Source organism: Paracoccus aminophilus JCM 7686 (assembly GCF_000444995.1).
Lineage (GTDB): Bacteria > Pseudomonadota > Alphaproteobacteria > Rhodobacterales > Rhodobacteraceae > Paracoccus > Paracoccus aminophilus.
In genome coordinates this window covers 242,048-264,946 of the sequence record NC_022049.1, presented here as the reverse complement: position 1 = coordinate 264,946, position 22,899 = coordinate 242,048, and the positions used below count along the sequence as shown (strand labels likewise).

At 67.0% G+C, this 22,899-nt stretch carries 21 protein-coding genes and 2 pseudogenes; 9 read left to right on the top strand and 14 right to left on the bottom strand.

Annotated features, from left to right (window positions below; translation table 11 throughout):
* Positions 1-58: 58 nt before the first annotated feature.
* The gene (locus tag JCM7686_RS19330) at positions 59-943 is read right to left on the bottom strand and encodes a LysR family transcriptional regulator (RefSeq protein WP_020952408.1); all 885 of its coding nucleotides are present in this window, start codon (positions 941-943) and stop codon (positions 59-61) included.
* A 157-nt stretch (positions 944-1,100) separates the two neighbouring features.
* On the opposite strand from JCM7686_RS19330, the gene JCM7686_RS19325 reads away from it, so the two are divergent.
* From JCM7686_RS19325 to JCM7686_RS19310, 4 genes are all read left to right on the top strand, one after another.
* Positions 1,101-2,762: an ABC transporter substrate-binding protein gene (locus JCM7686_RS19325; RefSeq protein ID WP_020952407.1), complete on the top strand. Its 1,662-nt coding sequence runs from the start codon at positions 1,101-1,103 to the stop codon at positions 2,760-2,762.
* A gap of 74 nt (positions 2,763-2,836) precedes the next feature.
* Positions 2,837-3,940, top strand: a complete 1,104-nt coding sequence (locus tag JCM7686_RS19320) for an NAD(P)/FAD-dependent oxidoreductase (protein ID WP_020952406.1) — start codon at positions 2,837-2,839, stop codon at positions 3,938-3,940.
* A 44-nt stretch (positions 3,941-3,984) separates the two neighbouring features.
* Complete coding sequence (locus JCM7686_RS19315) at positions 3,985-4,344, top strand: RidA family protein (protein ID WP_020952405.1); 360 nt, start codon at positions 3,985-3,987, stop codon at positions 4,342-4,344.
* Positions 4,345-4,434: 90 nt separating this feature from the next.
* Positions 4,435-5,202 (top strand): Stf0 family sulfotransferase, encoded by a 768-nt coding sequence (locus JCM7686_RS19310; RefSeq protein WP_020952404.1) that lies wholly within the window; start codon positions 4,435-4,437, stop codon positions 5,200-5,202.
* On the opposite strand, the gene JCM7686_RS19305 is transcribed toward JCM7686_RS19310, so the two are convergent.
* The 4 genes and pseudogenes from JCM7686_RS19305 to JCM7686_RS19295 form a co-directional block, all read right to left on the bottom strand.
* Positions 5,199-5,639 carry a RidA family protein gene (locus JCM7686_RS19305; protein WP_041528154.1) on the bottom strand — a complete coding sequence of 147 codons (441 nt, stop codon included), beginning with the start codon at positions 5,637-5,639 and terminating at the stop codon, positions 5,199-5,201. The two genes, JCM7686_RS19310 and JCM7686_RS19305, sit on opposite strands and share 4 nt — an antisense overlap.
* 72 nt (positions 5,640-5,711) lie before the next feature.
* A complete protein-coding gene (locus JCM7686_RS25060; protein ID WP_268935174.1) occupies positions 5,712-6,119 on the bottom strand; it encodes a LysR substrate-binding domain-containing protein in 408 nt (135 codons plus the stop codon).
* Positions 6,120-6,214: 95 nt separating this feature from the next.
* Positions 6,215-6,520, bottom strand: a pseudogene (locus tag JCM7686_RS25055) (LysR substrate-binding domain-containing protein); the annotation flags it as partial.
* Positions 6,521-6,740: 220 nt separating this feature from the next.
* Positions 6,741-7,828, bottom strand: a protein-coding gene (locus JCM7686_RS19295; RefSeq protein ID WP_148292561.1) for an IS3 family transposase whose coding sequence is annotated in 2 segments (ribosomal slippage) — positions 6,741-7,567 and positions 7,567-7,828 — 1,089 coding nt in all. Because the reading frame shifts where the segments join, the coding sequence is not laid out codon by codon here.
* Positions 7,829-7,950: 122 nt separating this feature from the next.
* On the opposite strand from JCM7686_RS19295, the gene JCM7686_RS19285 reads away from it, so the two are divergent.
* A complete protein-coding gene (locus JCM7686_RS19285; RefSeq protein WP_148292688.1) occupies positions 7,951-8,463 on the top strand; it encodes a hypothetical protein in 513 nt (170 codons plus the stop codon).
* Positions 8,464-8,532: 69 nt separating this feature from the next.
* Here the strand turns inward: JCM7686_RS19285 and JCM7686_RS25235 are convergent.
* From JCM7686_RS25235 to JCM7686_RS19270, 4 genes and pseudogenes are all read right to left on the bottom strand, one after another.
* Positions 8,533-8,847 (bottom strand): annotated as a pseudogene (locus tag JCM7686_RS25235) (transposase); the annotation flags it as partial.
* A 126-nt stretch (positions 8,848-8,973) separates the two neighbouring features.
* Complete coding sequence (locus tag JCM7686_RS19280; RefSeq protein WP_020952400.1) at positions 8,974-10,203, bottom strand: glycoside hydrolase family 3 N-terminal domain-containing protein; 1,230 nt, start codon at positions 10,201-10,203, stop codon at positions 8,974-8,976.
* 1 nt (position 10,204) lies between these two features.
* On the bottom strand, positions 10,205-14,308 hold the full coding sequence (locus JCM7686_RS19275; RefSeq protein WP_020952399.1) for an amino acid adenylation domain-containing protein: 4,104 nt from the start codon (positions 14,306-14,308) through the stop codon (positions 10,205-10,207).
* A complete protein-coding gene (locus JCM7686_RS19270) occupies positions 14,301-14,864 on the bottom strand; it encodes a YdcF family protein (protein ID WP_020952398.1) in 564 nt (187 codons plus the stop codon). The genes JCM7686_RS19275 and JCM7686_RS19270 overlap by 8 nt, the downstream gene beginning before the upstream one ends.
* Positions 14,865-15,517: 653 nt before the next feature.
* On the opposite strand from JCM7686_RS19270, the gene JCM7686_RS19265 reads away from it, so the two are divergent.
* Complete coding sequence (locus JCM7686_RS19265; RefSeq protein ID WP_020952397.1) at positions 15,518-16,282, top strand: isocitrate lyase/PEP mutase family protein; 765 nt, start codon at positions 15,518-15,520, stop codon at positions 16,280-16,282.
* A 210-nt stretch (positions 16,283-16,492) separates the two neighbouring features.
* Positions 16,493-16,819: a hypothetical protein gene (locus tag JCM7686_RS19260; protein ID WP_020952396.1), complete on the top strand. Its 327-nt coding sequence runs from the start codon at positions 16,493-16,495 to the stop codon at positions 16,817-16,819.
* Positions 16,820-16,984: 165 nt separating this feature from the next.
* Here JCM7686_RS19260 and JCM7686_RS19255 read toward each other — a convergent pair whose 3' ends face one another.
* The gene (locus tag JCM7686_RS19255; RefSeq protein WP_020952395.1) at positions 16,985-17,566 is read right to left on the bottom strand and encodes a GNAT family N-acetyltransferase; all 582 of its coding nucleotides are present in this window, start codon (positions 17,564-17,566) and stop codon (positions 16,985-16,987) included.
* A 171-nt stretch (positions 17,567-17,737) separates the two neighbouring features.
* Here JCM7686_RS19255 and JCM7686_RS19250 point away from each other — a divergent pair, with 171 nt between their 5' ends.
* Together JCM7686_RS19250 and JCM7686_RS19245 are read left to right on the top strand one after the other, a co-directional pair.
* Entirely contained in the window at positions 17,738-18,091 is a 354-nt protein-coding gene (locus JCM7686_RS19250; RefSeq protein WP_020952394.1) for a cupin domain-containing protein, read from the top strand.
* A 62-nt stretch (positions 18,092-18,153) separates the two neighbouring features.
* A complete protein-coding gene (locus JCM7686_RS19245; protein ID WP_020952393.1) occupies positions 18,154-19,821 on the top strand; it encodes an amidohydrolase in 1,668 nt (555 codons plus the stop codon).
* A 42-nt stretch (positions 19,822-19,863) separates the two neighbouring features.
* Here JCM7686_RS19245 and JCM7686_RS19240 read toward each other — a convergent pair whose 3' ends face one another.
* From JCM7686_RS19240 to JCM7686_RS19225, 4 genes are read right to left on the bottom strand one after another with little or no spacing between them, the layout of a single operon-like run.
* On the bottom strand, positions 19,864-21,126 hold the full coding sequence (locus JCM7686_RS19240) for an RNA polymerase factor sigma-54 (protein WP_020952392.1): 1,263 nt from the start codon (positions 21,124-21,126) through the stop codon (positions 19,864-19,866).
* Between the two features lie 10 nt (positions 21,127-21,136).
* Positions 21,137-21,340: a hypothetical protein gene (locus tag JCM7686_RS19235; RefSeq protein ID WP_020952391.1), complete on the bottom strand. Its 204-nt coding sequence runs from the start codon at positions 21,338-21,340 to the stop codon at positions 21,137-21,139.
* Between the two features lie 14 nt (positions 21,341-21,354).
* A complete protein-coding gene (locus JCM7686_RS19230; protein WP_051201704.1) occupies positions 21,355-22,551 on the bottom strand; it encodes a WD40 repeat domain-containing protein in 1,197 nt (398 codons plus the stop codon).
* The gene (locus tag JCM7686_RS19225) at positions 22,548-22,868 is read right to left on the bottom strand and encodes a hypothetical protein (protein ID WP_020952389.1); all 321 of its coding nucleotides are present in this window, start codon (positions 22,866-22,868) and stop codon (positions 22,548-22,550) included. The genes JCM7686_RS19230 and JCM7686_RS19225 overlap by 4 nt, the downstream gene beginning before the upstream one ends.
* Between the last annotated feature and the right edge of the window lie 31 nt (positions 22,869-22,899).

Below are 22,899 nucleotides of genomic sequence, written 5' to 3'. Positions count from 1 at the left end.
AGCGAATGTGACGAGGACGGGCTTGGCCCGTCCTTTTCGTTTGCGCGCCCCTCTTGGCTCAGTCGGGCGCGAAGGCTGCAAGGATGACCTGACGCACCCGCGCCGCCGCCAAAGACAGCGCGCGGTTGCGGGGACGCAGCAGCCACAGATCAATGTGATCGGCAGGCAGCAAGGGGCGCCGCGCGATGCGGTCGGGGCCATATTCCAGACCGACGAAAGGCGCGACAATCGCCACGCCGACGCCCTGCGCGACCATATGGGCGGCGGTTTCCGAATAGGGCACTTCGATGCGCCGCCCCATCGGCACGCTGCGCATCTGAAAGCTGCGATCGGTGCGGCTGAAGGTGCAATCGCTTGAGGGCAAAGTGACGATGGGCTGCTCGCGCAGATCCTCGATGCAGAGCTCAGCCTTCGCGGTCAGCGGATGGTCCGCGGGCAAGAGGCAGATGAGCGGCAGCGTCGCCAGATGCTCGGCCTCAAGATCGGGGCGATCCGTTGCCATCGTGACCACGCCGAGATCCAGCAGCCCCGCCCCAACCATGTCGATGATCTGAGGCGAGGGGCGCGAGACGATTTGCACCAGAAGATCGGGCAGGTCCTGCAAACCTTCGGCCAGCGCGGTCGGCAAAAACCGCGTCACCACCGCAGGGGGCGCGGCGACGCTGACCTCGCCCAGCTCGTTCTGGCGGATCGCCTGCGCGACTTTCTTCAACCGCCGCGTTCCGTTGAACAGCGCCGCGACCTCGGTCGCGAACAGCTGAGCCTCGCGCGTCGGCACCAGCTGCCCGCCCTTGCGATGGAAAAGCTGGAAGCCGCAATCCTCCATCAAGGCCTTGAGCAGTTTCGAAATCGCGGGCTGGGACACGCCCAGCCGTTCCGCTGCACGCGTGACAGAGCCGGTCTCCATCGTCTCGTGAAAGGCTTCGATCTGGCGGATATTCATCGCGGTCCCATGAGTTTTGGTTATGCAGCTCGGCCAACAATGCATTTGACCTTCATGTTGCGCAATGTGACTTTTCGAGAAAGCGGTGCGCCAACCGAGCGAGACAGCCGGAAGTGCCGATCTGCCCGCATGGGGCGCGCAAGAGGGAGAGATCGAGATGAAATTGCCAGTTCCGGCTTTAACTGCGCTGAGATTGGGGGCCGCGCTGACATTGAGGACCGCGCTGACGCTGGGGGGAACCGCGCTGACGCTGGGGGTCGCGCCTGCGATGGCCGGGACGCTGACCGTCTGCCTCGAGGGCTCGCCCGAGGTCTTCAACCCGCATCTGTCGAGCAGCGGCACCACCGCGACCGTTCTTGGCCAGATCTATGACACTTTGGTCGAGGTCGCGCCGGGCGGCTCGACCATCGAGCCCTCGCTCGCCGAAAGCTGGGAGGTCAGCGCCGACGGCAAGGATTACACCTTCCATCTGCGCAAGGATGTGGCGTGGCAGGCCAATGCCGATTTCACCCCGAGCCGCCCCTTCAACGCCGATGACGTGCTTTTCACCTTCCAGCGCATGATGGACCCGGGCCATCCCTATCACGAGATCAACGGCGGCAATTACATCACCTTCGCGACCAAGCTTGCCGATGCGATCGACAGCGTCGAAAAGCGCGATGATTATACGGTGGTTTTCCACCTCAAGGCGCCGCTCGCGCCGTTTATCGGCATCATGTCGCATGGCTCGATCGCGATGACCTCGGCGGAATATGCCGATGTTCTGCTCAAGGCGGGCAAGCCCGAACAATTCGACCGCGAGCCGATTGGCACCGGCCCCTTCCAGCTTCAGGCCTATCAGAGCGACTCGATCGTGCGGCTGCTGCCCTTCGCGGGCACTTGGGGCGTGGCGGCGGGCAAAGACAGCGCCATGCCCAAGGTCGATGCGATCATTATGGCGATCAGCCCCGATGCCTCGGTCCGCGTCCAGCGCGCGCTCGCGGGGGAATGCGGCATCGCCTTTTATCCGAACCTGACCGACGCGCCTCAGATCGAGGCTTCGGAGAAGCTCGATCTCGTCCATGTCCCGATCCCCTCGACCGGCTTCATCAGCTTCAACTTCGGGCTCGACAAGTTCAAGGATCTGCGCGTGCGGCAGGCGCTTGGCCATGCGATCAATATGGATGCGCTGGTCGAGGTCGTGTTCAGCGGGCTCGGCAAGCCCACCGGCTCAGTCATCCCGGCCTCGCTTTGGGGCCATGCCGATGATCTCAAGCCCTATAGCTATGACCCCGCGCTTGCCAAGAAGCTGCTGGCCGAGGCGGGCTATCCCGATGGGCTGTCGACCGAGCTTTGGGCGATCCCGGTCGCGCGGCCCTATATGCCCAATGGCCGCCGCGCCGCCGAGATGGTGCAGGCCGATTGGGCCGCGATCGGGGTCAAGGCCGAGATCGTGAGCTATGAATGGGCGGAATATATCCAGCGCGCTCGCAACCACGAGGCCGAGGTCGCGATGTTTGGCGGCACTTGGGATTTCCCCGATCCGAGCCAGATCCCGAACAATTATTTCACCTGCGATTCCAAGGGCGTGCCCAGCCCGTCGAATGTCGGCTCGTGGTGCGATCCCGACTTCAACGCGGTCATGGCCAAGGCCGGTGCGATCAGCGATCAGGCCGAGCGCGCCAAGCTGTATGATGAGGCGCAGCATATCCTCTATGATCAGGTTCCGGCGGTGATGTTTGGCGGCTCGGATCAGCTGATCGTCGTGTCGAAGGATGTGAAAGGCTATGTGCCTGCGGTCTTTGGCACCGGGCGGATGTCGGGCGTGAGCGTGGACTGATCGCTTCGCCGGGGGCGCGCTTCCGGCAAAGCAGCAAGACGGCCCCCGCGCGGGGGCGCAAGGAAGGACGAAAGATGCGAGCAATCGTGATTGGCGCGGGGATGTTTGGCGCAAGCACCGCGCTGCAACTGGCGCGCTCGGGAGTCGAGGTCACGGTCTATGACCACGGCCATCCCGGCAAGGCGACCATGGCCGGGGCGGGGATCGTCTGCCCTTGGGCCACGCAGGTCGAAGAGCCGAAATGGTACGAGATGTATGCCGCAGGCGCGCGCTTTTACGGCGATCTCGTCGGCTATCTTGATGCGCAGGGCGAGCGCGATCTCGGCTATCGCAAGGTCGGCGCGCTGGTAACTTCGGAAAACCGCGCCGATTTCGACGCGGCGGGCGCGCGCATTGCCGCTCGCGTCAAGACCGCGCCCGAGGCGGGCGAGGTCCAGCTTCTCAGCCCCGCCGAGGCGCAGGCGAAATTCCCGGTCCTCAAGGGCGATCTGCCCGCCTGGTTCCTGCCCGGAGGTGCGCGCGTCGATGCGCGCCTTCTCTCGGCGGCAATGCTGCGCGCGGCGGTCGCTTTGGGCGCGCGCTATCACAGCGATTACGTCACGCTGGAACGCCGCGAGGATGGCGTGATCTTGCGCGACGGTCAGGGCGCGCGGCTTGAGGCCGATGAGATCATCGTCGCGGGCGGCGCTTGGGCGGCGCAGATCCTCGCGCCGCTTGGCATTGACCATCCGGTGAAGCCGCAAAAGGGCCAGATCGTGCATCTGCGCCTCAATGGCACCGCGACCGCTGATTGGCCGGTGCTTTTGCCGATGAGCAGCTATTACATGCTGACCTTCGACGACAGCCGCGTCGTGGTGGGGGCAACGCGCGAAAACGACTCGGGCTTTGACTACCGCGTCACCGCCGCCGGTCAGGCCGAGGTTCTGGGCGCGGGCATGGCGCTTTGCCCGGGGCTCGCGCAGGCCGAGCTGATCGAGACCCGCATCGGCTTTCGCCCAGCCGGGCCGACGATCAAGCCGATCTTTGGCCGGGTGCCGGGGATCGCGGGGCTTTCGGTCGCAAACGGGCTGGGCGCGGGCGGGATTTCGATCGGCCCCTATGCCGGGAAACTGCTCGCCGATCTGCTGACCGGCGCGCCCGCCGAGCAAGATCTCTCGCCCTATGCGCCGGGCGCGTAAGCGCGCGAAAACACATCAAAATCAGACGACAGACAGGACAGACCATGATCCAACGCCACCGCAAGGCCGCCCATCTTCACGCCGCCGTCCAACATCAGGGCGTGCTCTATATCAGCGGCCACGCCGCCCATGACATCGACCAAGACATCAAGGGCCAAACGCAGGAAATCTGCGACAAGCTCGACCGGCTGCTGGCCGATTGCGGCACCGATAAGACGCAGCTGTTGCAGGCCCGGATTTACCTCACCGACATGTCGCAGAAAGCGGCGATGAACGAGGTCTGGCTGGCTTGGCTCGACGGCGCGGACCTGCCCGCCCGCGCCACGATCGGGGTCGCCGATCTCGGCGATCCGCGCCGCCTGATCGAGATCGCGAGCATCGCGGCTTTGCCCGAGCGCGGCTGATCCCAGCGCCATCCGCGCCACCGATGCGGGCGCATTGTGGCGGCGGGGAAATTCGGGCAAAGCGGCTTTGGATGTCATCAAAGGTCGGCCATGTCCTCTGCCTCAGTGAGCTATCTCATCTGCGCGACCCCGCGCAGCGGCAGCACCTTGCTGTGCGAGCTTCTCGCGGCCTCGGGTGTCGCGGGAACGCCCGATTCCTTCTTCATGGACCCGGTTGATCCGGTCTGGCGCGCTGAGTGGAAGCTGCCCGCGCCGGAGTTGTCCAGGACGAAGGGCTATGCCGCCGCCTATCTCGACGCGGCGATTGCGGCGGGCAGCGGGGGCACCGGGGTTTTCGGGTTGCGTTTGATGCAAAAGGATCTCGCGGGGTTGCTCGCGCTGATTGGCGCGGTTCATCCCGGCGCGGGCTCGGATCAGGCGCGGCTGGCGGCGGCTTTCGGGCGGGTGAGCTACCTGCATCTGACGCGCAGCGACAAGCTCGGTCAGGCGATTTCGCTGGTCAAGGCCGAGCAGACCGGGCTCTGGCACCGGGCGGCGGATGGCCGCGAGCTTGAACGGCTTTCGCCCCCGCAAGCGCCCGAATATGACTTTGCCCGGATCCGCGCGAAGCTCGCGGCGCTCGAGGCTTATGACGCGGCCTGGCGCGCGTGGTTCGCCGCGCAAGGCATCACGCCCATGACCGTCGCTTACGAAGAGCTTGCCGCGCGCCCGACCGAGACCATCGCCGCGATCTGCCGCGCCTTGGGCGTGACGCTGCCCGCGTCGGTCCATCTCGTGCCCGAGGTCGCCCGGTTGGCCGACGGGTTGAACCGCGACTGGGCCGCGCGGTTTCGCGCCGACAGCGCCGCTTTGGGCTAAAGGCCCGCCCGCGCCGCCTCGGGGATCAGCGCCGTCACCTTGATCTCGACAAGCAGCCCCGGCACCGCCAGCTCCGAGACGCCAAGGCAAGTCCAGGCGCAGGTCCCGCGCGGGAACACCCGATCCTTGACCTGCCGGAAGAGCGGCAGGTGACGCGCCATGTCAATGTGATAGCTGGTCATGTCGATGACATCCTCAAAACCGCAACCCGCCGCCGCAAGCACGCGGGCGAGGTTGTGCCAACAGGCCTCGAATTGCGCCTCGGGATCGGCGATGACCGCCAGATCCGCGTCGCGCCCGACCTGACCCGCGCAAAAGAGCAGATGGCCTACGCGCACCCCGGGCAGATAGCCCGCGCGCTCGACGAGGGCCTGCATTTCGGGCGGCACGATGTTTTGGCGGTCGATAGTCGGTCGGTCCACGTCTTGGCGGTCCATCGGCGGGGTCCTTCGGCGAATGCGGTCGCGCTGCCTATGCACCGGGAGCCTGCCCGGCCGCAATGCGCTGCATCACGCCTCACGTGCGGGTAGGCCGCCGAATTCCGCCACCGTCGCCTTGATGACGCTGCGCAGCTTCGCCGTCGGCGCGCGCCCGGCGAGAGAGAGCAGATGGAGCGGTCGGGTCTGCCCCGCATAATCGGGCAGGACCTGCACGAGCTGCCCCGCCTTCAGCACCTCGGCCAGCAGATGCTCGGGGCCCAGCACCACGCCATGCCCGGCAAGGGTGGCCCCGAGAAGCGCAGGCCAGTCATTGCTGCGAAAGGGGCCGCTGACCGGGATCTCTTCGCTCTTGCCGTCGCGGCTGAATTGCCAATGTCTGAAGGCCGAGGGCTGGCCATAGACATAGGCCAGACAGGCATGAAGACCACCGCGCGCGCGGGCAGGCCATGCGCCGCCAGATAGGCGGGCGCGGCACAGGCAAGAATGCGGTAAGGCCGCAAGGGCACGGCGGTCAGGCTGGCGGCGCGCACCTCGCCCAGGCGAAAGATCACCTCGAACCCGTCCTCAAGCGCATCGACGCGGCGGTCGGACAGCACCAGCTCGACCTGCACCTCGGGATAAAGCGCGAGATAGCGCAGCAGGAAAGGCACCAGCGCCGAGGAGCCGAACGTGACCGGCGCCGAGATCCGCAAGAGCCCCTTCGGCTGGCGGCGCATCTCGCGCGCCAGCGTCTCGGCGGTTTCGGTTTCGGCGAGGATGAGCTTGCAGCGTTCGTAAGAGCTGCGCCCGATCTCGGTCAGGCTTTGGCGCCGCGTCGTGCGGCTGAGGAGCACCGTGCCCAGCCGGGTTTCCAGATGCACGACATGTTTCGCGACCATCTGCGGCGAGATGTCCATCGCGCCCGCGGCAGCTTCCGAGCCGTGATTCAGGGAGAGCCGGCCCCGAGCAAGATGGAATGCGACTTCAAATCGAAACGCGACACGTTCTGTCAGCATAGCATGATCCGGGCGGGCGGAGACATACGCATCGCAGCCCGGTCAGTCATCGACGTTTAGGAGGGGTAATCCTCCCCGTTTTAACGGGGTGCAGAAGTAGACTTCAGGCAGCCATCTTCAGTTTCTGGGCGGGTGTGATGCCGCCGATGCCCATGTTGGGGCGCTCATTGTTGTAAGTCCATAGCCAGTCGGTTGCGATCTCCTGCGCCTCCTCGATGGTTTCAAAGATGTATAGGTCCAGCCATTCATTGCGGACTGTCCTGTTGTAACGCTCGACGTAGGCGTTCTGCTGTGGTTTCCCAGGCTGGATGTGGTTGTGGGCAATGCCCTGCTTCTCGGCCCAGATCATCAGCGTGGAGCTGATGTATTCAGGGCCATTGTCTACCCTGATGGCCAGGGGCTTTCCGCGCCACTCGATGATCTGATTGAGGGACCGGACCACCCGCTCGGCCGGGAGCGAGAAGTCGACCTCAATGCCGAGGCCCTCACGGTTGAAGTCGTCCAGCACGTTCAAGAGGCGGAATTGACGGCCATCGGCCAATCGATCAGCCATGAAGTCCATTGACCAGACCGTGTTCGGCGCGTCAGGGACGCTAAGCTCTTCAGGCTTGTCACGCTTGATCCGCCGCCGCGGCTTGATCCGCAGGTTCAGTTCCAACTCGCAATAGATCCGATGGACGCGCTTGTGGTTCCAAGGATGCCCTTGGACGTTGCGCATGTGCAGGAAACATAGCCCAAAGCCCCAGGTCCGGTGCACCTTGGTCAGCCCTTCCAACAGGTCCGCGATAAACTCGTTCTCGGCATCGCGCTTCGGGCTGTAGCGAAAGCAGGTCTCGCTCACGCCAAAGGCCCGGCAGGCCAGCGCGATGCTGACCCCCTTCGTCGCCACAGCCTTCTCGGCCAGCTCCCGGCGTTGAACTGGCCGTGTCATTTTTTTCCTAGTGCTTCCTTGAGCAGTTCGGCCTGCATGCTCAGGTCCGCAAACATGCGCTTCAACCGCCGGTTCTCGTCCTCAAGCGTCTTCATCTGGCTCATCATGGACGCGTCCATGCCGCCATACTTCGAGCGCCATTTGTAAAAGCTCGCTGTGCTGATCCCATGCTCGCGGCAAAGTTCAGGCACGGCCACGCCGCTCTCGGCCTGACGAAGCACGGCCATGATCTGCGGCTCGGTGAAACGGCTCTTTCTCATTCGAATCTCCTCAGCTCACGCTACGAGAAAATTCTACTTATGCAGCCCCTTAACCATGGGGAGGATTACCCAACGACGACGAGAAGAAGCAGCTTTCCTCCCTTGGAGTAGCGGTGCTGCCTGTGTCGGAGATTGAGAACCTGTTTTTGCTCCCGGATATTGCCGCCGCAATTTTGCAGGAAGAGAAATATGATGGGGAAGAACTGCGAGCCAAGTTGAAAACACTAACTTTAGAGGTGCTATCAGAAGTCAGCAGACCTGGGTCAATTGAGGAGGTCGTGCTGCGCTACTGTCGTCGCCGGATTGATAGAACACTGAAAAAGATAGATTTGAAGGATGCTGAAAACTCAGCAGACTTAGCTACGATATATGCTGAACGGACCGCGGCTCTTGATGTCGCGAGCGTTGCTAAAGAAGCCCGCGAAAGGATCGAGGAAGCCGTTACTAAAGGCGACCTGCCCGCTCTGTTGGCCAACTTCGACAACAAGGCCCTACTAGCATTGGGGGCGAAGCATCTAAAAAACAGTTCAAAGCTTTCATTTGAAAGCTGGGTGACTCGTGCGATGCGGGACCCCGAGGCTGGCAAGTTCAAAACAGCGCTCGGCAAGGTTCTTCCCGAGGTGACAGCTCGTTGAGGCCCGCAACAAAGCGCACGTCGCCACACGTGCAAACGACCGCTTCGTCCCGCAAAGCGGACCTTATCCCTATGCTGCGCCCCTCGCCACTTGCTCCCCGAACACCTCGGCGGGCGTTCGGAAGTCGAGGCAGTTGCGGGGGCTTGCGTTTATTTTGCGAGCAAGTTCGGTCAGGTCACGTGGTCGCATCTTCAGGAGGATGGTGTCGCGTGGCAAACAGCGCCGGATCCTCCGATTGGCGTTCGCGACCCTCGGCTTCTGCCAGCCTCCCTGCGGATCGCAGAGCAAGGCCTGCGCGCCAAGCCCGCGCTTCAGTTCGCGCCAGGACACGAACGCCAGCCCGCGATCGAAGGTCAGGCTCTGGCGGGTATCTTGGGGCAGGGGTCATCGACAGCGGCTTTGCCTTTGCAGAGGCGGGCGCCGCGATTGATCACCTGCAAAGCGGCGCGCATTTCGGCAAGATCGTGCTGCGCGTGAGGGCTTGAGGCGGGGGCCTTTCAGGGCGCGCGCTCAGGGCCGGTTATCAGGGGCGCGCTCGGGCGGCGGGTCTTCGGGACCGCCCCGCAGCCGCGCCCGCAGCGCGCGCACCCGAGCGGCCGAGGCGAGGATCTGCGCCTCGCTCAGGACCCCGCGCGCAATCGCCCGGCGCACCCAGCGCACCGCATGTTCGGGCAGCAAAGGGTCGTAACGAAAGAGGTTCTTGACCATGATCAGGTCGTTGCCGGCGGCCAGCGCTTGCACCACCGCCTCTTCCCGGCTCATCAGATGGCTGACCGCATCCATATCGACATCATCGGTCAGAATGACGCCGGTAAAGCCCAGTTTCTCGCGCAAAAGCCCGGTCACGATCTCGGGCGAGACCGTCGCGGGCCGCCCGTCCGGGGCCAGACCGTCATGGCGCAGATGGCCCATCATCACCATCTCGGGCGGATGGGGCGAGGCGAACAGCCGGGCATAGGGGGCAAGCTCGGCCTCAGACCAGCGCGCGGAAATATCGGCGACCCCATAATGGCTGTCGTCGCGCGCGCGGCCCTGGCCGGGGAAGTGCTTCGCGGCGCAGAGAATGCCCGCGCTGGCAAAACCCGCCGTGAAGGCCTCGGCAAAGCGCGCGATCTCGGCGGGATCGCTGCCATAGGCGCGTTTGGGGCGCCCGATCGCGGGATTGTCGGGCTCGTGGACATCGAGCACCGGGCCAAGATTGACGGTAAAGCCAAGCGCGGCCAGCTCGGCACCGGCTTGGGCATAAAGGTCGCGCGCGGCCTCGGGGGTCAGGGTCGCGGCGAGGGTCAGCGCGGCGGGCAGGCGGGCCGCGCCATGCGCCGGGGTGATGCGCTGAACCACGCCGCCCTCTTGATCGACCGCGATCAGCGGCGCCGCGCCATTCGCGCGGAAAAGCCCAAGCAGGCCCTGCAATTCCGCGCGTGTGCCGATATTTTGCGTGACGAAAAACACCGCGCCAAGCTGGCCGCGCGCGACCTGACGCGCCAGAAGCCGCGCCGAGGCCGAGCGCGCATTCGCGCCGTAAAAGCCGACGATCAGCAGTTCCGAGACGGCTTGAGCCAAAGCGTCGCGCGGCCGCAAGAGGCCAAACCATGCGGCGGGATAAGCGGTCATGCCGCGCGCCATGCCAAGCCCGGCCTTGAGCGCGCGCCGCCCGCGTTGCAGCGCCACGCGCGGGTCTTGTCGGGTTTGGCGGGCGGCTTTGCGCAGGGTTTCGACCAGCCGGAACAGGCGGGCCATGTCAGACTGGCTCCAGACGAAGCAGGCGCTCGGGTTGGACTGTTCCGCAGTCCGCGCTGCTACCCGGCTCAGCCCCGTCCACCTCGGCGTGACCCGGATGCCGCGCGATCTGACGCTGCAGCACCGCTGCCAGCGCATCGACATGCTGCGGCGTGAAATAGCGGCCATGCGCGCCGGGCAGGATCTCGACCTGATGGCCGCCGGGATAGGCGGTGCGGAACAGCTGATCGGGCGCCTCAAGCTGGGCATAGGGGTTGAGATAGCTCTGCGCGCCGAAGAGCAAGAGCGTCGCGCCCGGGTAATGCAGGAAGCGGCCCTGCTCCATCAGCACGGTCAGCGCGATCTCGCGCCCGCGCCGCATAAGCTCGAGCGCGGTCTCGCGCATGACCAGCCCGCCCTGACAATTCCCGCCAAGGTAAAGCGGCCCCGAAGGCGCGAGCGCGGCGATCTCATCGGCGTAAATACGGCCGAGTGTGGCGAGGTTTTCGCCGCTGTAGTCAATCGCCAGATGGCCCGAGCGCAGACCGTAAAGCGAAAGCGCCTCACCAAGGCTCGCGCTCAGATGCGCAAGCTCGTGCCCGCCTTGAAAGCACCAGAAAAGCGTCTTGCGCATCGGATTGGCGCTCAGGCTGCGCACCAGCCCGCGCGGGCCGAAAGCCTCGCCGGGCCAAGCGGCGAGATAGGGCATGATCCGGGCGATCAGCCGATCCTCCAGCCCGGGCGCTGCCGCTTCGGGCGCGGCCTTGGCCTGCGCATCGACCATCAGCGCCAGCATCTCGACCGTGTCGAGGCCGGCCTCGAAACTGGCGTCCAGCGTAACCGCGAAACGCTCCTCGATCGCAAAGAGCAGGTTCGCCATGGCAAGGGAATCGAGCCCGATGTCGTGCAGGCTGTCGCGGGTGCCGGTGACGAGACCAGCCCCGAAGAGCGCGTCGATCAGCGTCATGATCCGCGCCTCGGTCCGCGTGCCGATGCGGCGCGGGGGGGCCGGTTCGCTCAGTTGCGGCGGCACGGGCAGCGCGCCCCGGTCGCGCTTGCCATTGGCGTTGCGCGCGATTTCAGGCACCGGCAGGAAGACTGAGGGCACCATATAGGCGGGCAGTCGCAGCGACAGCCGCGCGCGCAGATCGGCTGGATCGGGCGCAGGGGCGCCGGGCGCGGCCACGAGATGGGCGATCAGCCGGTCGGGCATCTGCGGCGCCTTGAAGAGCGAGACCACGGCCTCGGCGATGCCGGGCAGATCGCACAGCGCCGCCTCGATCTCGCCCGCCTCGATGCGGTATCCCTTGAATTTCAACTGGTTGTCGATGCGGCCAAGATAGACCACCCGACCATCCGGCCCCAAGACCACGCGGTCGCCGCTGCGATAGATCCGGGTCGGGCCGAGACCCGGCAGATCGACGGTCGGGAAACGCGCGGCGGTCAGCTCGGGCTGGTCGCGATAGCCGAGGGCAAGGCCCGGGCCGAAAAGACACAGCTCGCCCGGTGCACCGGCTGGCAGCGGCGCAAGGGTCGCATCCATCACGCAGGCGCCCATATTGTCGATGGGCTGGCCAATGGTGATCGGCGCGCCGGGGGTGCAATCGGCAAAGAGCGCCTCGACCGTCGCTTCGGTCGGGCCATAGGCGTTGATGAAGCGGCGACCCGCGCCCCAACGCGCGACCAAAGCAGGCGGGCAGGCCTCGCCTGCGGTGATGACATGGCTGAGCGCGGGCGCTGTGATCGGCGGGATGGCCGACAGCGCCGAGGGGGTCAGCGACAGATGGGTCAGCCGCGCCTCGGAGATGAAGCGGCCAAGCGGCGGGCCGGGCAGGGCCAGCACATCCGTCGGATAGACCAGCGTGGCCCCCGCCGCCAAAGCCATCGCCATATCGCCGAGCGAAACGTCAAAGCCGAAGCCAGAAAGCTGCGAGACCCGCGCCGCCGGGGTGATCTCGAAATGGCGCGCGGCGGCGGTGGCGTAATGGGCCAAAGCCGCGCGCGAGATCTCGACCGCCTTTGGCCGCCCGGTCGTGCCCGAGGTGAAGATCATATAGGCGAGCGCCTGCGCGGGAGATTCGATGGGGGGCTCGACGTGAGGCTCGATGGGGAGCAGATGCGCGGTAGCACCCGGCGCGCGCTCGGGCAGCAACCCGCAATTGATGAAGCCAAGGCCCATCTCGGGCAAGGCCGGGCTTGCGGCATTGACGACGACCCGGCGCACGCCCGCGGTTTCCAGCATGAGGCGCAGCCGCTCTTCGGGCAAAGCGGGGTCGAGCGGCACGAAAACCGCGCCAAGGCGCAGTGCGCCCAGAAAGGCGGTGACGCGATCGACAGAGCGGCCAAGGCAGACGCCGAGGCTCTCGCCCGGCTGGATGCCCGCAGCCCGCAGCGCCGCCGCAAGATCCGCGACCCGGTTCATCAGATCGCCGTAGCTCAGGCGGCGCGTGCCCATTTCGACGGCGGGCGCTGCGGGGTCACGCGCGGCATGGGCGGCCACCAGCGCCAGCAGATCGGGCGGCGCGGCCCGGCGCGCGCCCAGTAAAAGGGCGGGTGCGGCGCTGGTTTTGCTCGGGCGCGACAGGGCGCGTGCGAGCCAAGGCGCCAGATCCGCGCCGCTCGCCCCGGCCATGACGATCAGCGTGTCGCCGGGGCGGAAATCGCGGCGCAAATCGCGGCGCAGATGCCGCAACAACTGGTCGCGGTCGGCGACCTGCCGAAAGGCGATCCCCTCGGCGCGGCAGGCCTCGGCCAAAGCGGTATTGCCGTCTTGGGTGGCGCCGTCCTGCGGTGCGCCGTCGCGGCGGGGCGCGGTTTCGCCAAGGGCTGCGACCGGCAGAAGATAGCTTTGATCAGCCGCGGCCAAGGCGCGCGCGAAAGGCTGCGCCATCTGGGCGACGCGGCTGTGAAGCTGCGGCTCAAGCACCGCGATCAGCCGCGATGGCCCAGCCTCGGCGCGGGCCGTCCCGTCCCGCCAAGCCCCGTCCTTCAGCGCCCGAAGCGAGGCCGCGATTTCGGCTGGGTGATGGGCGAAATCGTCAAAGAGGCGCAGGGCTTTCGGCGCGGGGATGCGTTGCAAACGCCGCGCAATCCCGTGAAATCCGGCCAGAGCATTGGCCGCAATCGGAAAGGCCACGCCAAGTCCCAGCGCCATCCCGAGCGCCGCCAGCGCGTTCAAAAGATTGTGCCGCCCCGGGATCGCCAGCGCCAAGGCGCCGAGCCGGGTGCCGTAGAGAAAGATGTCGGTGCGGCCGGTCCTATCTTCGCGGGCGCGCAGCGCATTGGCCGCGCCAAAGCCATAGGTGAGCGCCCGCCTGCCGCCGGTCATCGCCGCCGCGCGCAGGATCTCGCGCAGATGCGGATCATCGCCGCAGGCCACGAGCTGCCCCTCGGGCGGCAGGCGCGCGACAAAGCCCGCAAAGGCCTGCCGCAGCCCGGAAAGCCCGCCATAATGATCGGCGTGATCGTCGTCGAGATTGGTCAGAATGGCATGGGTCGGGCGCCAAAATGGCAAGGCGCCGTGAGCCTCACAGGCCTCGGTCACGAAAGGCGCATCCGGCGCGCCCCACCGCGCAGAGGGCCGCGCGGGCCTGCTGCCCGAGCCGGGAAACGACGCCCCGAGCATATAGCCGAACGCGCCTTCCGCCGCCCCGGTCTGAGGTCCGCCGGTCTGTGCCCCATCAGCCTGCGCCCCATCAGTCCGCGCCATGCCCCTCAGCATGGCGTCGTTGCGGGCAGCCGCGCTCAGGATCTCGATCAGCATGGCCGTGGTCGTCGATTTGCCGTGGCTGCTCGCGACGCAGATGCTCGGGCGCGCGGCGATCAGCTCGGCCAGAGCCTCGGCGCGGGTCTTCACCGCCAGGCCCGCGCGGCGTGCGGCGCGGCGCTCGACATGGGTCTCGGGGATGGCGGGGCTGACCACCACGCAATCGGCGGCGAGGATATGGCGCGGATCGGCGCCCGCGACCGCCACAATCCCCTGCGCCTCAAGCGCGGCCAGCCGCGCGGGCGGGCAGAGATTGTCGCTGCCGGTAACCCGATGGCCCGCCTCTTTCAGCAACAGCGCCAGAGGCAGCATCCCGCTGCCGCCGATGCCGATGAGATGGAGGTTGGCGCGCTCAGACATCGCCGAGATCTCCCCTCAGCGCATATTCGCTGATCTTGCCCAGCTCGGTCAGGACGCGCTGGCGGCCCTGCGCGCTCTGCCACCAGCTCTCGGCCGCAAGATCGCGCGGATCCTCGGGCGGCTGGGCGATCAGCCGCACCTCGGCGGGAATATGTTTGCGCAGGGTCATGATGGCGCGGCGCATGTGGAAGGGCTTGGCGCAGACCGCCATGCTGCGGACCTGCGCCCAGCCGAGCGTGGTTTCGATCAGCGCCGCGCCGAGCGCCGCATTCTCGCCGGTGTGGCGGGCGGTGGGCTCGATCAGCAGCGCCTCCTCGGCCACGCCCGCGGCCTGCGCGTGGGCGCGATAAAAGGCCCATTCGGGCGAGCCGTCCTCGGCCGTGCCCGCCCCGGTGATAAGCAGGCGCGGCGTCAGGCCGGATTTGTAAAGCGCGAGCGCCGGGGCGAGGCTGCTGATCGTCGGGCTGCAGAAGACAAAGGCCAGATCGACCGGCTCGGGCGGGTCTTTGACGAAGAGGAAGCGGCTGATCGCGCGGCGGCTTTCATAGGGATCCATGTGACCTCCGAAGGATGGGCTGCAGGATGCGCTGTGGGCGTGTCATCGGCGCGGACAACCGAGCCAACGCCCGAGCCAAGGCAGCAGCGCGCTGGGTTGCGGCAAGCGGAACAAAAGGTTGACCGAGGCCGCGGCGCGCGCCGCGCTTTGGTCAAGCATCGGTGAGATTTGCGCTCTGTCGCCTGTCGATGTGACGCCCATAGCTGTGATCCGCGTGAGAGATACGGGTCGGCCTTCGCGCGCCCCTCTGCTGCCGCCATCGCAAATTAAGATAAAATTATCAAGGGAATATAATGGCGGGTTTGGCGGCACAGGCAGTAACTTTCATTTGCGCTTGGGCGTGGCGGCGGGTTTGGCTTTGCCGCGCCTTCTGTCCGCGCCGCCGCGCCTTCCGGTTGCCTGTGTGCGGCGGGGAGAGCAGAACATTTCCTTAGGGCGGCGCGGTCGCCGGGTCCGCCGCCAGACCAGCCGCATCCCCGCTCCACCCCCGTCCGGTCGTCAAAAAAAGAAGAGGCGCCCGAAAATCGGCGGCATTGGCGCGCGGTTCAGGCTAGACTCGCGTCATGTCGTTCGATCTGCCCGACTTCCGTTTCAGCGGGCGCGCATGCCAAGATCGAACGAGACCTCGCCAACCCGCAGAAAGGACCGATGACATGAGCTCACATCGCGACAAGGCGCAGCTGTTTCACAGCCTGCACAAACCCTCCGACCCGGTGATCCTTTACAACATCTGGGACGCGGGCAGTGCGGCGGCGGTTGCCCGGGCAGGCGCCAAGGCGATCGCGACCGGCAGTTGGTCGGTTGCGGGCGCGCAGGGCTATAAGGACGGGCAGGCGCTGCCGCTGGAAGAGGCGCTGGTGATCGCCGCGCGGATCGTCGCCAGCGTCGATCTGCCGGTCACGGTGGATTTCGAGGGCGGCTATGCCGCAGATCCGCAAGCGGTGGGCGAGAATGTGCGCAGGCTGCTTGAACTCGGCGTCGTCGGGCTGAATTTCGAGGATCAGATCGTCGCGGGCACGGGCCTTCACAGTGTCTCGGATCAGGTCGCACGGGTCAGCGCGGTGCGGCGGGCCGCCGATGCCTTGGGGGTTCCGGCCTTTGTGAATGCGCGCACCGATGTCTTTCTCAAAGCCGCGCCAGAGGCCGATCCCGCCGCGCTGCGCGATGAGGCGATCGCGCGCGGCAAAGCCTATGCCGAGGCGGGCGCGGATGGCATTTTCGTGCCGGGTCTGACCGACCGCGCGCTGATCGCCGAGATCTGCACGGCGCTGGCACTGCCGGTCAATGTGATGATGCCGGATGATCCGGCGGGGCTGCGCGAGGTGGCCGCGCTTGGCGTCGGGCGCGTCAGCCTTGGCCCCGCGCCCTATCGCAGCATGATCGCGGCGCTGGAGGAGAAGGCGCGCGGGTTTTACTGACGCGGCATGGGCTGGCTGGAGGCGGGGCGCAGTTGCCCGCTCTGGCCCGCGCAACTGTGGCCCCGCGCCGCTCGCACAACGGGCGCGGTCCCGGCCAGCGCCTTTGTTGATGGGCGTGAAATAACAATAGGTTTCAGCTTCTTATCTGCTATATGACGGTTTCGTGAGCTGCCGCGGCATCGCGGTATGACGAAAAATGAGGGATGGCGGATGAAGATTCTTTCGGCGGCAGCGGCGCTCTTGCTCGCTGGCTCTGGCGCGGCTTTTGCCGAGACAGAGCTGGACCCGACCTGTCAAGGCGTGGGCGAAATCACCGCAGCGGTGTTCGAGGCGCGCGCGAGCGGGGTGCCGACGGCAGAGGCCCGTAAGCTCGCCGATCAGAGCGACGATCAGGATCTGAGCGAGATGATCACCGCGATTGTCGATGCGGCCTATGCGCTCGATCTGTCGCAGGATGCGGCGGCGGCGGAAGAGCAGATGGTGAACTTCACCGCCGAGATGATTCTGGCCTGCGAGCAGGGTCTGGACGAGGCCTGAGGCCAAAGCGGGCTGGCCGGCTCAGGGCCGGCCCGCTTTCGCTTGCATCTCGGGCGGGATCGCATTGCCTCGCGCCGGGGCAAGGCGAAATCCGGCAGGGGGGCGCAGAAGATTAGGCCCCACATCCCGCCCCGCCGCGGCACGCTCTTCGCCCATCGGCAGCGATCAGCGGGCGCTGACCGCCTTCGTGAACAAGATCCATTCATTCGCATCGACCGCCCAATCGCCTTTGACGACGGGACGGCGGGCGACCTCGCGATAACCCTTCGCGGTGTAAAGCCGCAACGCGTCCTGATGGGTGTCGGCGGCGATCAGGCTGATCGTGTTGTGACCGCCCTTGGCTGCGATCACCTCGGCCTCGGCCAGCAGCGCGCTGCCCAGACCCTTGCCGCGAAACGCCTCATAAGTCGCGAGAACATTGAGATACCACGAGCCCGGCGCCAAGGCCTCCAGCTCGAGCAGGGGCACGAAGATCGGCGGCGTGTCGGGGTCGATCGGCTCGGGTTCCTCATCGGCGGCATAGCCCAGAAGACAGGCCCCGATCTCGCCCTCGCTCAGCGCGAGCCAGGCGTTGTGATAGGAAAAATTCCCGGTCTCGCGCGCCGCGCGTTCCTGGCCAAGCGCCCAAGGATCGCCCTCGGGGCCGACGGTCTTTTTCCAGAAATGCAACGGCAGGTCATCCGCCGCCATATTGATGAAGCGCACCAGATGAGCGGCATCCGATGCCTGTGCCTTGCGGATCTCCATGGTCCTGTCCCGTTCCTGACTGCGCCCGGCGCGCCGCCTTGTTTTTGACGATTTGCCGCGCTTGCGCCAGCCCTTTCAAAGATCGCAGAGCGCGGCGCTCGTCACGCTTGCGCGCGGCGCGGGGCCCGCCTACCAAGAGCCAGATCAACCCTGCCCCTGATGAGGATCACGATGAGCGACACGGTTTTCCGCTTCCCCGCCCCCGGCCCAGAGCCGATCACCACCGACCTCGACGGCTGGACCAAGGTCGAGGGCAATCCGACGATGCGCTACTGGATCCAGCATACCTCGGCGGATGGCAGCATGATCTCGGGCACCTGGGAGGCGACGACCGGGACCTGGCGCGCCGAATATCAGTTCTACGAATTCGTCCATCTGATCGAGGGCCGCATCACCATCACCCCCGATGAGGGCGCGCCCGTGACGCTGAACCCCGGCGACGCTTTCGTGGTCGAGCCGACGTTCAAGGGCACGTGGACCATCGAAGCGCCGGTGCGCAAGCATTTCGCGATCAAGCTGAAGTAAGCGACCCCGCCCCGATATCCGTCCGGTGCCCGCGCGCCGGGTGCTTTCCAAAGGATGCCCAGATGACCACCGCCGATCTGATCCTGACCCATGCCCGCGTCCTGACCATGGACCCCGACCGGCCCCGCGCCGAGGCGGTGGCGGTGGCGGCGGGCAAGATCCTCGCGGTCGGCACCGCCGCCGAGATCGCGGCTTTCGCAGGCCCCGAGACGCGGATCATCGCGGCGCAGGGCCGCACGCTGTTGCCCGGCTTTTTCGAGGGTCATCTCCATGTCGGGCTGGGCGGGGCCGATCTGACCCATCTCCATATCGGGCATCTCCATGGGCCCGAGGCCGTGGGCGCGGCCTTTCGCGCCTTCGCCGCCGAGAACCCCGAGATGCCCGTCCTGATGGCGCAAGAGGCGCATTATGCGATCCTGGGCCATCCCGCGACGCGGCACGATCTGGACGCGATGATCGCCGATCGCCCGATTGCGATGATGTCGCCCGATCTGCACACGGTCTGGGCCAATACCGCCGCGCTTCAGGCGGCGGGCCTCTTGCATGGCGCGGTGATGCCGCATGGCCATGAGGTGGTGATGGGCGAAGACGGGCTCGCGACCGGCGAGCTGCGCGAATTCGAGGCCTTCGGGCCGCTGATCGCCGTGGCGGGCGAGGGGCGGATCAATCTCGGCATCGCGACCGGCGAAGAGCCCGAGCCCCGGCCCACCGCGCCCGAGCGTGCCGCCGATAAGGCGCTGCTCGCCAAGGGGATGATGCATTGCGCGGCCCATGGCGTGACCAGCCTCGTCAATATGGACGGAAACCGCTATACGCTTGATCTGCTTGCAGAAATGCAGGCAGAGGACAGGCTGCCGCTGCGCGTGAAAGTGCCCTTCCATTTCAAGCCGCATATGGCGCTCGAGGCGCTCGAACGCGCCTCGGCGATGGCTGCGGATTACGATGATGACTGGATCAGCTCGGGCTTCGTGAAGCTCTTCATGGACGGGGTGATCGACAGCGGCACCGCCTATCTGCTGCACGACTATCCCGACGCGCCCGGCCACCGCTCGGAGCCTCTGTTCCCGGCGGAGCGCTTCAACGCGCTCGCGACCGAGATCGACCGGCGCGGTTTGCAGATCGCGGTCCATGCCATCGGCGACGGCGCGGTGCGCGTGGTGATCGACGGCTACGACGCCGCCCGCGCCGCCAATGGCGCGCGCGACAGTCGCCACCGGATTGAACATATCGAGCTGATTGACCCCGCCGACCGCCCCCGGCTTGGCGCGCTCGGCATCACCGCGAGCCTCCAGCCGCCCCATGCGCCGGGCGCGATGGACTTTCCGCTGCAACCGACGATGTCGCGGATTGGCGCGGCGCGCTGGCCGGATGCCTATCAATGGCGCTCTCTGGCCGAGGCGGGCGCGCCGATTGCCTTTTCCAGCGACTGGCCGGTGGCCGATGTCTCGGTGCTGCGCGGGATCTCTGCCGCGCTGACGCGCCAGCCCTATGAGGGCGCGCGCGATGAGCGCCTCTCGCTGATGGAAACGCTGCATGCCTATACGGCGGGCGGGGCCTGGGCCGCGCATCGCGACCATGTCACCGGCACCCTGCGGGCGGGCCTTGCCGCCGATCTCGTGCTTTTGGGCGGCAATATCGAGGCGACCGACCCGGCCGGGATCGCCGATCTTGGCATTGCGCTGACGATCTGCGGCGGGCGCATCCTGCACGATCCCGAAGGGCTGGCCTGAGGCCTCTTTACTGGGGCAGGTCGGGGGCGGATCGGGGGGCGTTCAGCTTCGGGCGCGGCGCTGATGGCTTGGCGCGATGCCCAATTGATCGCGATATTTGGCGATGGTGCGCCGCGCAAGGCTTGCGCCCTCTCGGCCCAAAATCTCGGCCAAGGCGGCGTCATCCAGCGGCGCGCGGGGATCTTCCGCCGCGACCAGCTGCGCGAGCCGCAGCCGCAAAGCCTCGGCAGCGGGCAGATCGCGCGTCTTTTCGGTCCCAGCCGGGCGGCTGGAAAAGAGGCTGCACAGGCTGCGCAGACCATGCGGCGTCTCGACCAGCAGATCGCGCGCAACCCGCCCGACCGTGCTGTCATGCAGACCAAGCGCCACGGCGATCTCGAAGCGGGTGAGCGACAAAAGCCCGCGCGGCCCGTGGTCGAGAAAACCGCGCTGCCGCATCAGTACCGCGCGCGAGACCGCGAGCACGGTGCGGTTGCGCCGCTCGACCAGATTGGCAAGCCATTCGGCCTCGGCGCGGATGGCGCGCATCTCGCCGCCCATCTCCCTGTCCGTAACATTGGCCGTGACATTGGCCGGGGCAAGGCGCAGCTCGGGCAGGGTCGAGCGATTGAGCTCGATCCGCCAGTCCGGCCCCGCGCGTGAAACGATGACATCGGGCGCGCGGATTGGCGTCGCGCTGCTGGCGAAGGCCCGCCCCGGACGCGGATCGAGCCGCCGGATCTGCGCCAAAGCCTGCGCGATCTCGCCCGCCGCAAACCCGCTTGCCGCCGCCACCGCCGCAGCGGCGCCCGTGGCCAGCAAATCGAGACGGTCCAGAACCGCCGCAAGCGCCGGGGTCAGCACCTCGCGCTCGACCGCCTGAAGGCGCAGGCAATCGGCGAGATCGCGGGCAAAAAGCCCGACCGGCTCGACCGCCTGCTGCAGCGCGCCAAGCATCGCCTCGGCCGCCGCAAGCGAACGCCCGAGCCCGGCCGCGATCGCCGCAACCGGACGGTCGAGCCAGCCATTGCCGTCCAAAGCCTCGACGAAGGCGAGCGCAAGCGGCTCATCCTCGCGCGCAGCACGGATCAGCCGCAGTTGCGCGAGGACATGGGCGTAAAGCCCCTCCGCCGCGCTGGCGGGCTCGTCGCCGGCAAAACCGGGCGCGGCGGGCAGGCGCAGGCGCAAAAACGGGTTCGCCGCCGCGCGCCGCGCCAGATCGGCGGTCAGATCCTCATTCGAGAGCCGCAGCAGGTTCACCGCCTGAATCTGGCGAAAGCCAAGGCTCTGCTGCGGCCTTTGGATCAGGCGCGAGCGGACCGTCATCGCGGCAGGCTTAATGCGGGCTCATCGCGCCAGAGGCCTCGCCCGCCGGGTTGATCCGGTCGCTGGCGATCCAGCGCGCCGCGAGCACCAGCGTTCCCATGGCGAAATCCTTGCCATGAGCCGCGATCATCTCTTGCGAGATCTCGGCGATCCGGCCGAAAAACGCGTCCTTGCTGGCCTCTTCGGGGCTGAGCTCTCTTTGGGCTTCGGTCATATCCTGTCCTTTCCTCATTTGAAGATCTGTTCGGGCAAAGTCACCAGCGCCGCCTGACCCGAGGCGGTGCCAATCACCAGATGGAGCCCATCCGCCGACCAGCAAAGCGCGGTCACCGCGCTGCCATCGGCCTGACGCAGGGGCATATCCGCGCTCTGGCCGACGCGGGCGAGCGTGACCGCGCCATCGGCGGTGCCGATTGCAATCAGGTCGCGGCGCGGATGGGCGGCGATCTGTTCGATCAGCACAAGGCCCGGGCGGCCGGTTTTCAGCGCGCCGGTGGTCTCGCTTTCGAAAGGCGGTGTGGCAAGCGCCCAGCCCGCCGCGCGAAACGCACCCGAGGCAAAGACCGCGCCGCCTGCTGTGGGGGTGGCGGTGTTGGCGGTTTGGGTCGCGGCGAAGGCAAGGCTTGCGGGCGGGGCGCGGAACTTGCCGATCCGCGCGATCCGGCCATCGGCACGGCTGAGAAGCCAGATCCCGTCCTGACCATTCGCGCCCGCGAGCCAATGGCCATCGCCGGAAAAGACCAGCGCGCCGCGCCCGCCAAGCGGCAGGCTCTCAGGGCGCTCTTCGGGCATTTTTCCCAGAGAAAACAGCCTCAGCCCGGCGGCGCTCATCACCGCCAGCGTGCCGTCGCCGGGCGCAAAGGCCAGCGCGGTCGCCGGATCGGGTGTGGCCAGATCGGCCTGCCGGACCATGCCCTCTTCGGCATGAAGATCGACCCGGTCCGCCCGCGCCAGCGCAAGCCGCCCGGCCTGATCCGAGGCGATGGCGAAGATCGGGTCGCGCCGATCGGTCAAAGCGATGATCTGGCCGCGCGGCGTCACCCGATGCAGCCGCCCGTCGGCGCTGGCCGCGATGAAGCCGATCAGCCCCGAGACTGCGAGCAGCGGCGCGCCCTCGGCCAGGGCGGGCGTCAGGATCGGCTGGGCCACCGGCTTTCCGCGCGGGCGGATGGTGCTGCGCCCGGAATCGGCCTCGACCCGCATCCGCGAGAGGGCGGATTCCTCGTCCTCAAGCGCCATCAGCGCGATGCGGCCATCTGCAAGCGCGAAGGCTGCGGCCTTGCCTTGCCGGTCGAGCGCGACCGCGCGGATCGGGGCGTCAAGCGACCAGCTGCGCGCGAGAAGATCGAACAGCGCGGATTGCCCGGTCGGGGCGGGGGCATTTTGGGGGGGCACGGCGCGGGGCGGCGCCTCGGTGAGTGTCATGTCATCCTCCTGTGGTCGTTGTTGCGCGCGTGGCCCGGGTTGAGCGCGGCAAGCTCGCGCCCGAGGGCGGAGAGCTCGGCCTCGAGCCCGGCAATGGTCGCGGCGGAGATCTCGGCGATCCGGTGGGCTTCGGCCTCGGCGGCCTCGGCTTCAGCCAGATCGGATGCGGGGCCGTCCTCGGCCATCTGGCGCGCGAAGGCGCAGGCCGCGCATTTTTGCAGCAGGCGGTGATACTCGCCGGTCTGGGCGCTAATCTCGGCGGTGATGCGAAACTGATCGGCAAGAATCTCTTGCGGGCTGCGCGGCGCGTTTGTCATGGTGCCCCCCATTCGCCGCCCAACCGTCCCC

Coding starts and splice junctions, on each gene's coding strand:
- JCM7686_RS19250 (WP_020952394.1), top strand. CDS start 17,738: ATGAGCGACACGGTTTTCCGCTTCCCCGCCCCCGGCCCAGAGCCGATC.
- JCM7686_RS19225 (WP_020952389.1), bottom strand. CDS start 22,868: ATGACAAACGCGCCGCGCAGCCCGCAAGAGATTCTTGCCGATCAGTTT.
- JCM7686_RS19245 (WP_020952393.1), top strand. CDS start 18,154: ATGACCACCGCCGATCTGATCCTGACCCATGCCCGCGTCCTGACCATG.
- JCM7686_RS19305 (WP_041528154.1), bottom strand. CDS start 5,639: ATGGACCGCCAAGACGTGGACCGACCGACTATCGACCGCCAAAACATC.
- JCM7686_RS19255 (WP_020952395.1), bottom strand. CDS start 17,566: ATGGAGATCCGCAAGGCACAGGCATCGGATGCCGCTCATCTGGTGCGC.
- JCM7686_RS19310 (WP_020952404.1), top strand. CDS start 4,435: ATGTCCTCTGCCTCAGTGAGCTATCTCATCTGCGCGACCCCGCGCAGC.
- JCM7686_RS19265 (WP_020952397.1), top strand. CDS start 15,518: ATGAGCTCACATCGCGACAAGGCGCAGCTGTTTCACAGCCTGCACAAA.
- JCM7686_RS19330 (WP_020952408.1), bottom strand. CDS start 943: ATGAATATCCGCCAGATCGAAGCCTTTCACGAGACGATGGAGACCGGC.
- JCM7686_RS19315 (WP_020952405.1), top strand. CDS start 3,985: ATGATCCAACGCCACCGCAAGGCCGCCCATCTTCACGCCGCCGTCCAA.
- JCM7686_RS19260 (WP_020952396.1), top strand. CDS start 16,493: ATGAAGATTCTTTCGGCGGCAGCGGCGCTCTTGCTCGCTGGCTCTGGC.
- JCM7686_RS19270 (WP_020952398.1), bottom strand. CDS start 14,864: ATGGATCCCTATGAAAGCCGCCGCGCGATCAGCCGCTTCCTCTTCGTC.
- JCM7686_RS19230 (WP_051201704.1), bottom strand. CDS start 22,551: ATGACACTCACCGAGGCGCCGCCCCGCGCCGTGCCCCCCCAAAATGCC.
- JCM7686_RS19275 (WP_020952399.1), bottom strand. CDS start 14,308: ATGTCTGAGCGCGCCAACCTCCATCTCATCGGCATCGGCGGCAGCGGG.
- JCM7686_RS19320 (WP_020952406.1), top strand. CDS start 2,837: ATGCGAGCAATCGTGATTGGCGCGGGGATGTTTGGCGCAAGCACCGCG.
- JCM7686_RS19280 (WP_020952400.1), bottom strand. CDS start 10,203: ATGGCCCGCCTGTTCCGGCTGGTCGAAACCCTGCGCAAAGCCGCCCGC.
- JCM7686_RS19235 (WP_020952391.1), bottom strand. CDS start 21,340: ATGACCGAAGCCCAAAGAGAGCTCAGCCCCGAAGAGGCCAGCAAGGAC.
- JCM7686_RS19240 (WP_020952392.1), bottom strand. CDS start 21,126: ATGACGGTCCGCTCGCGCCTGATCCAAAGGCCGCAGCAGAGCCTTGGC.
- JCM7686_RS19325 (WP_020952407.1), top strand. CDS start 1,101: ATGAAATTGCCAGTTCCGGCTTTAACTGCGCTGAGATTGGGGGCCGCG.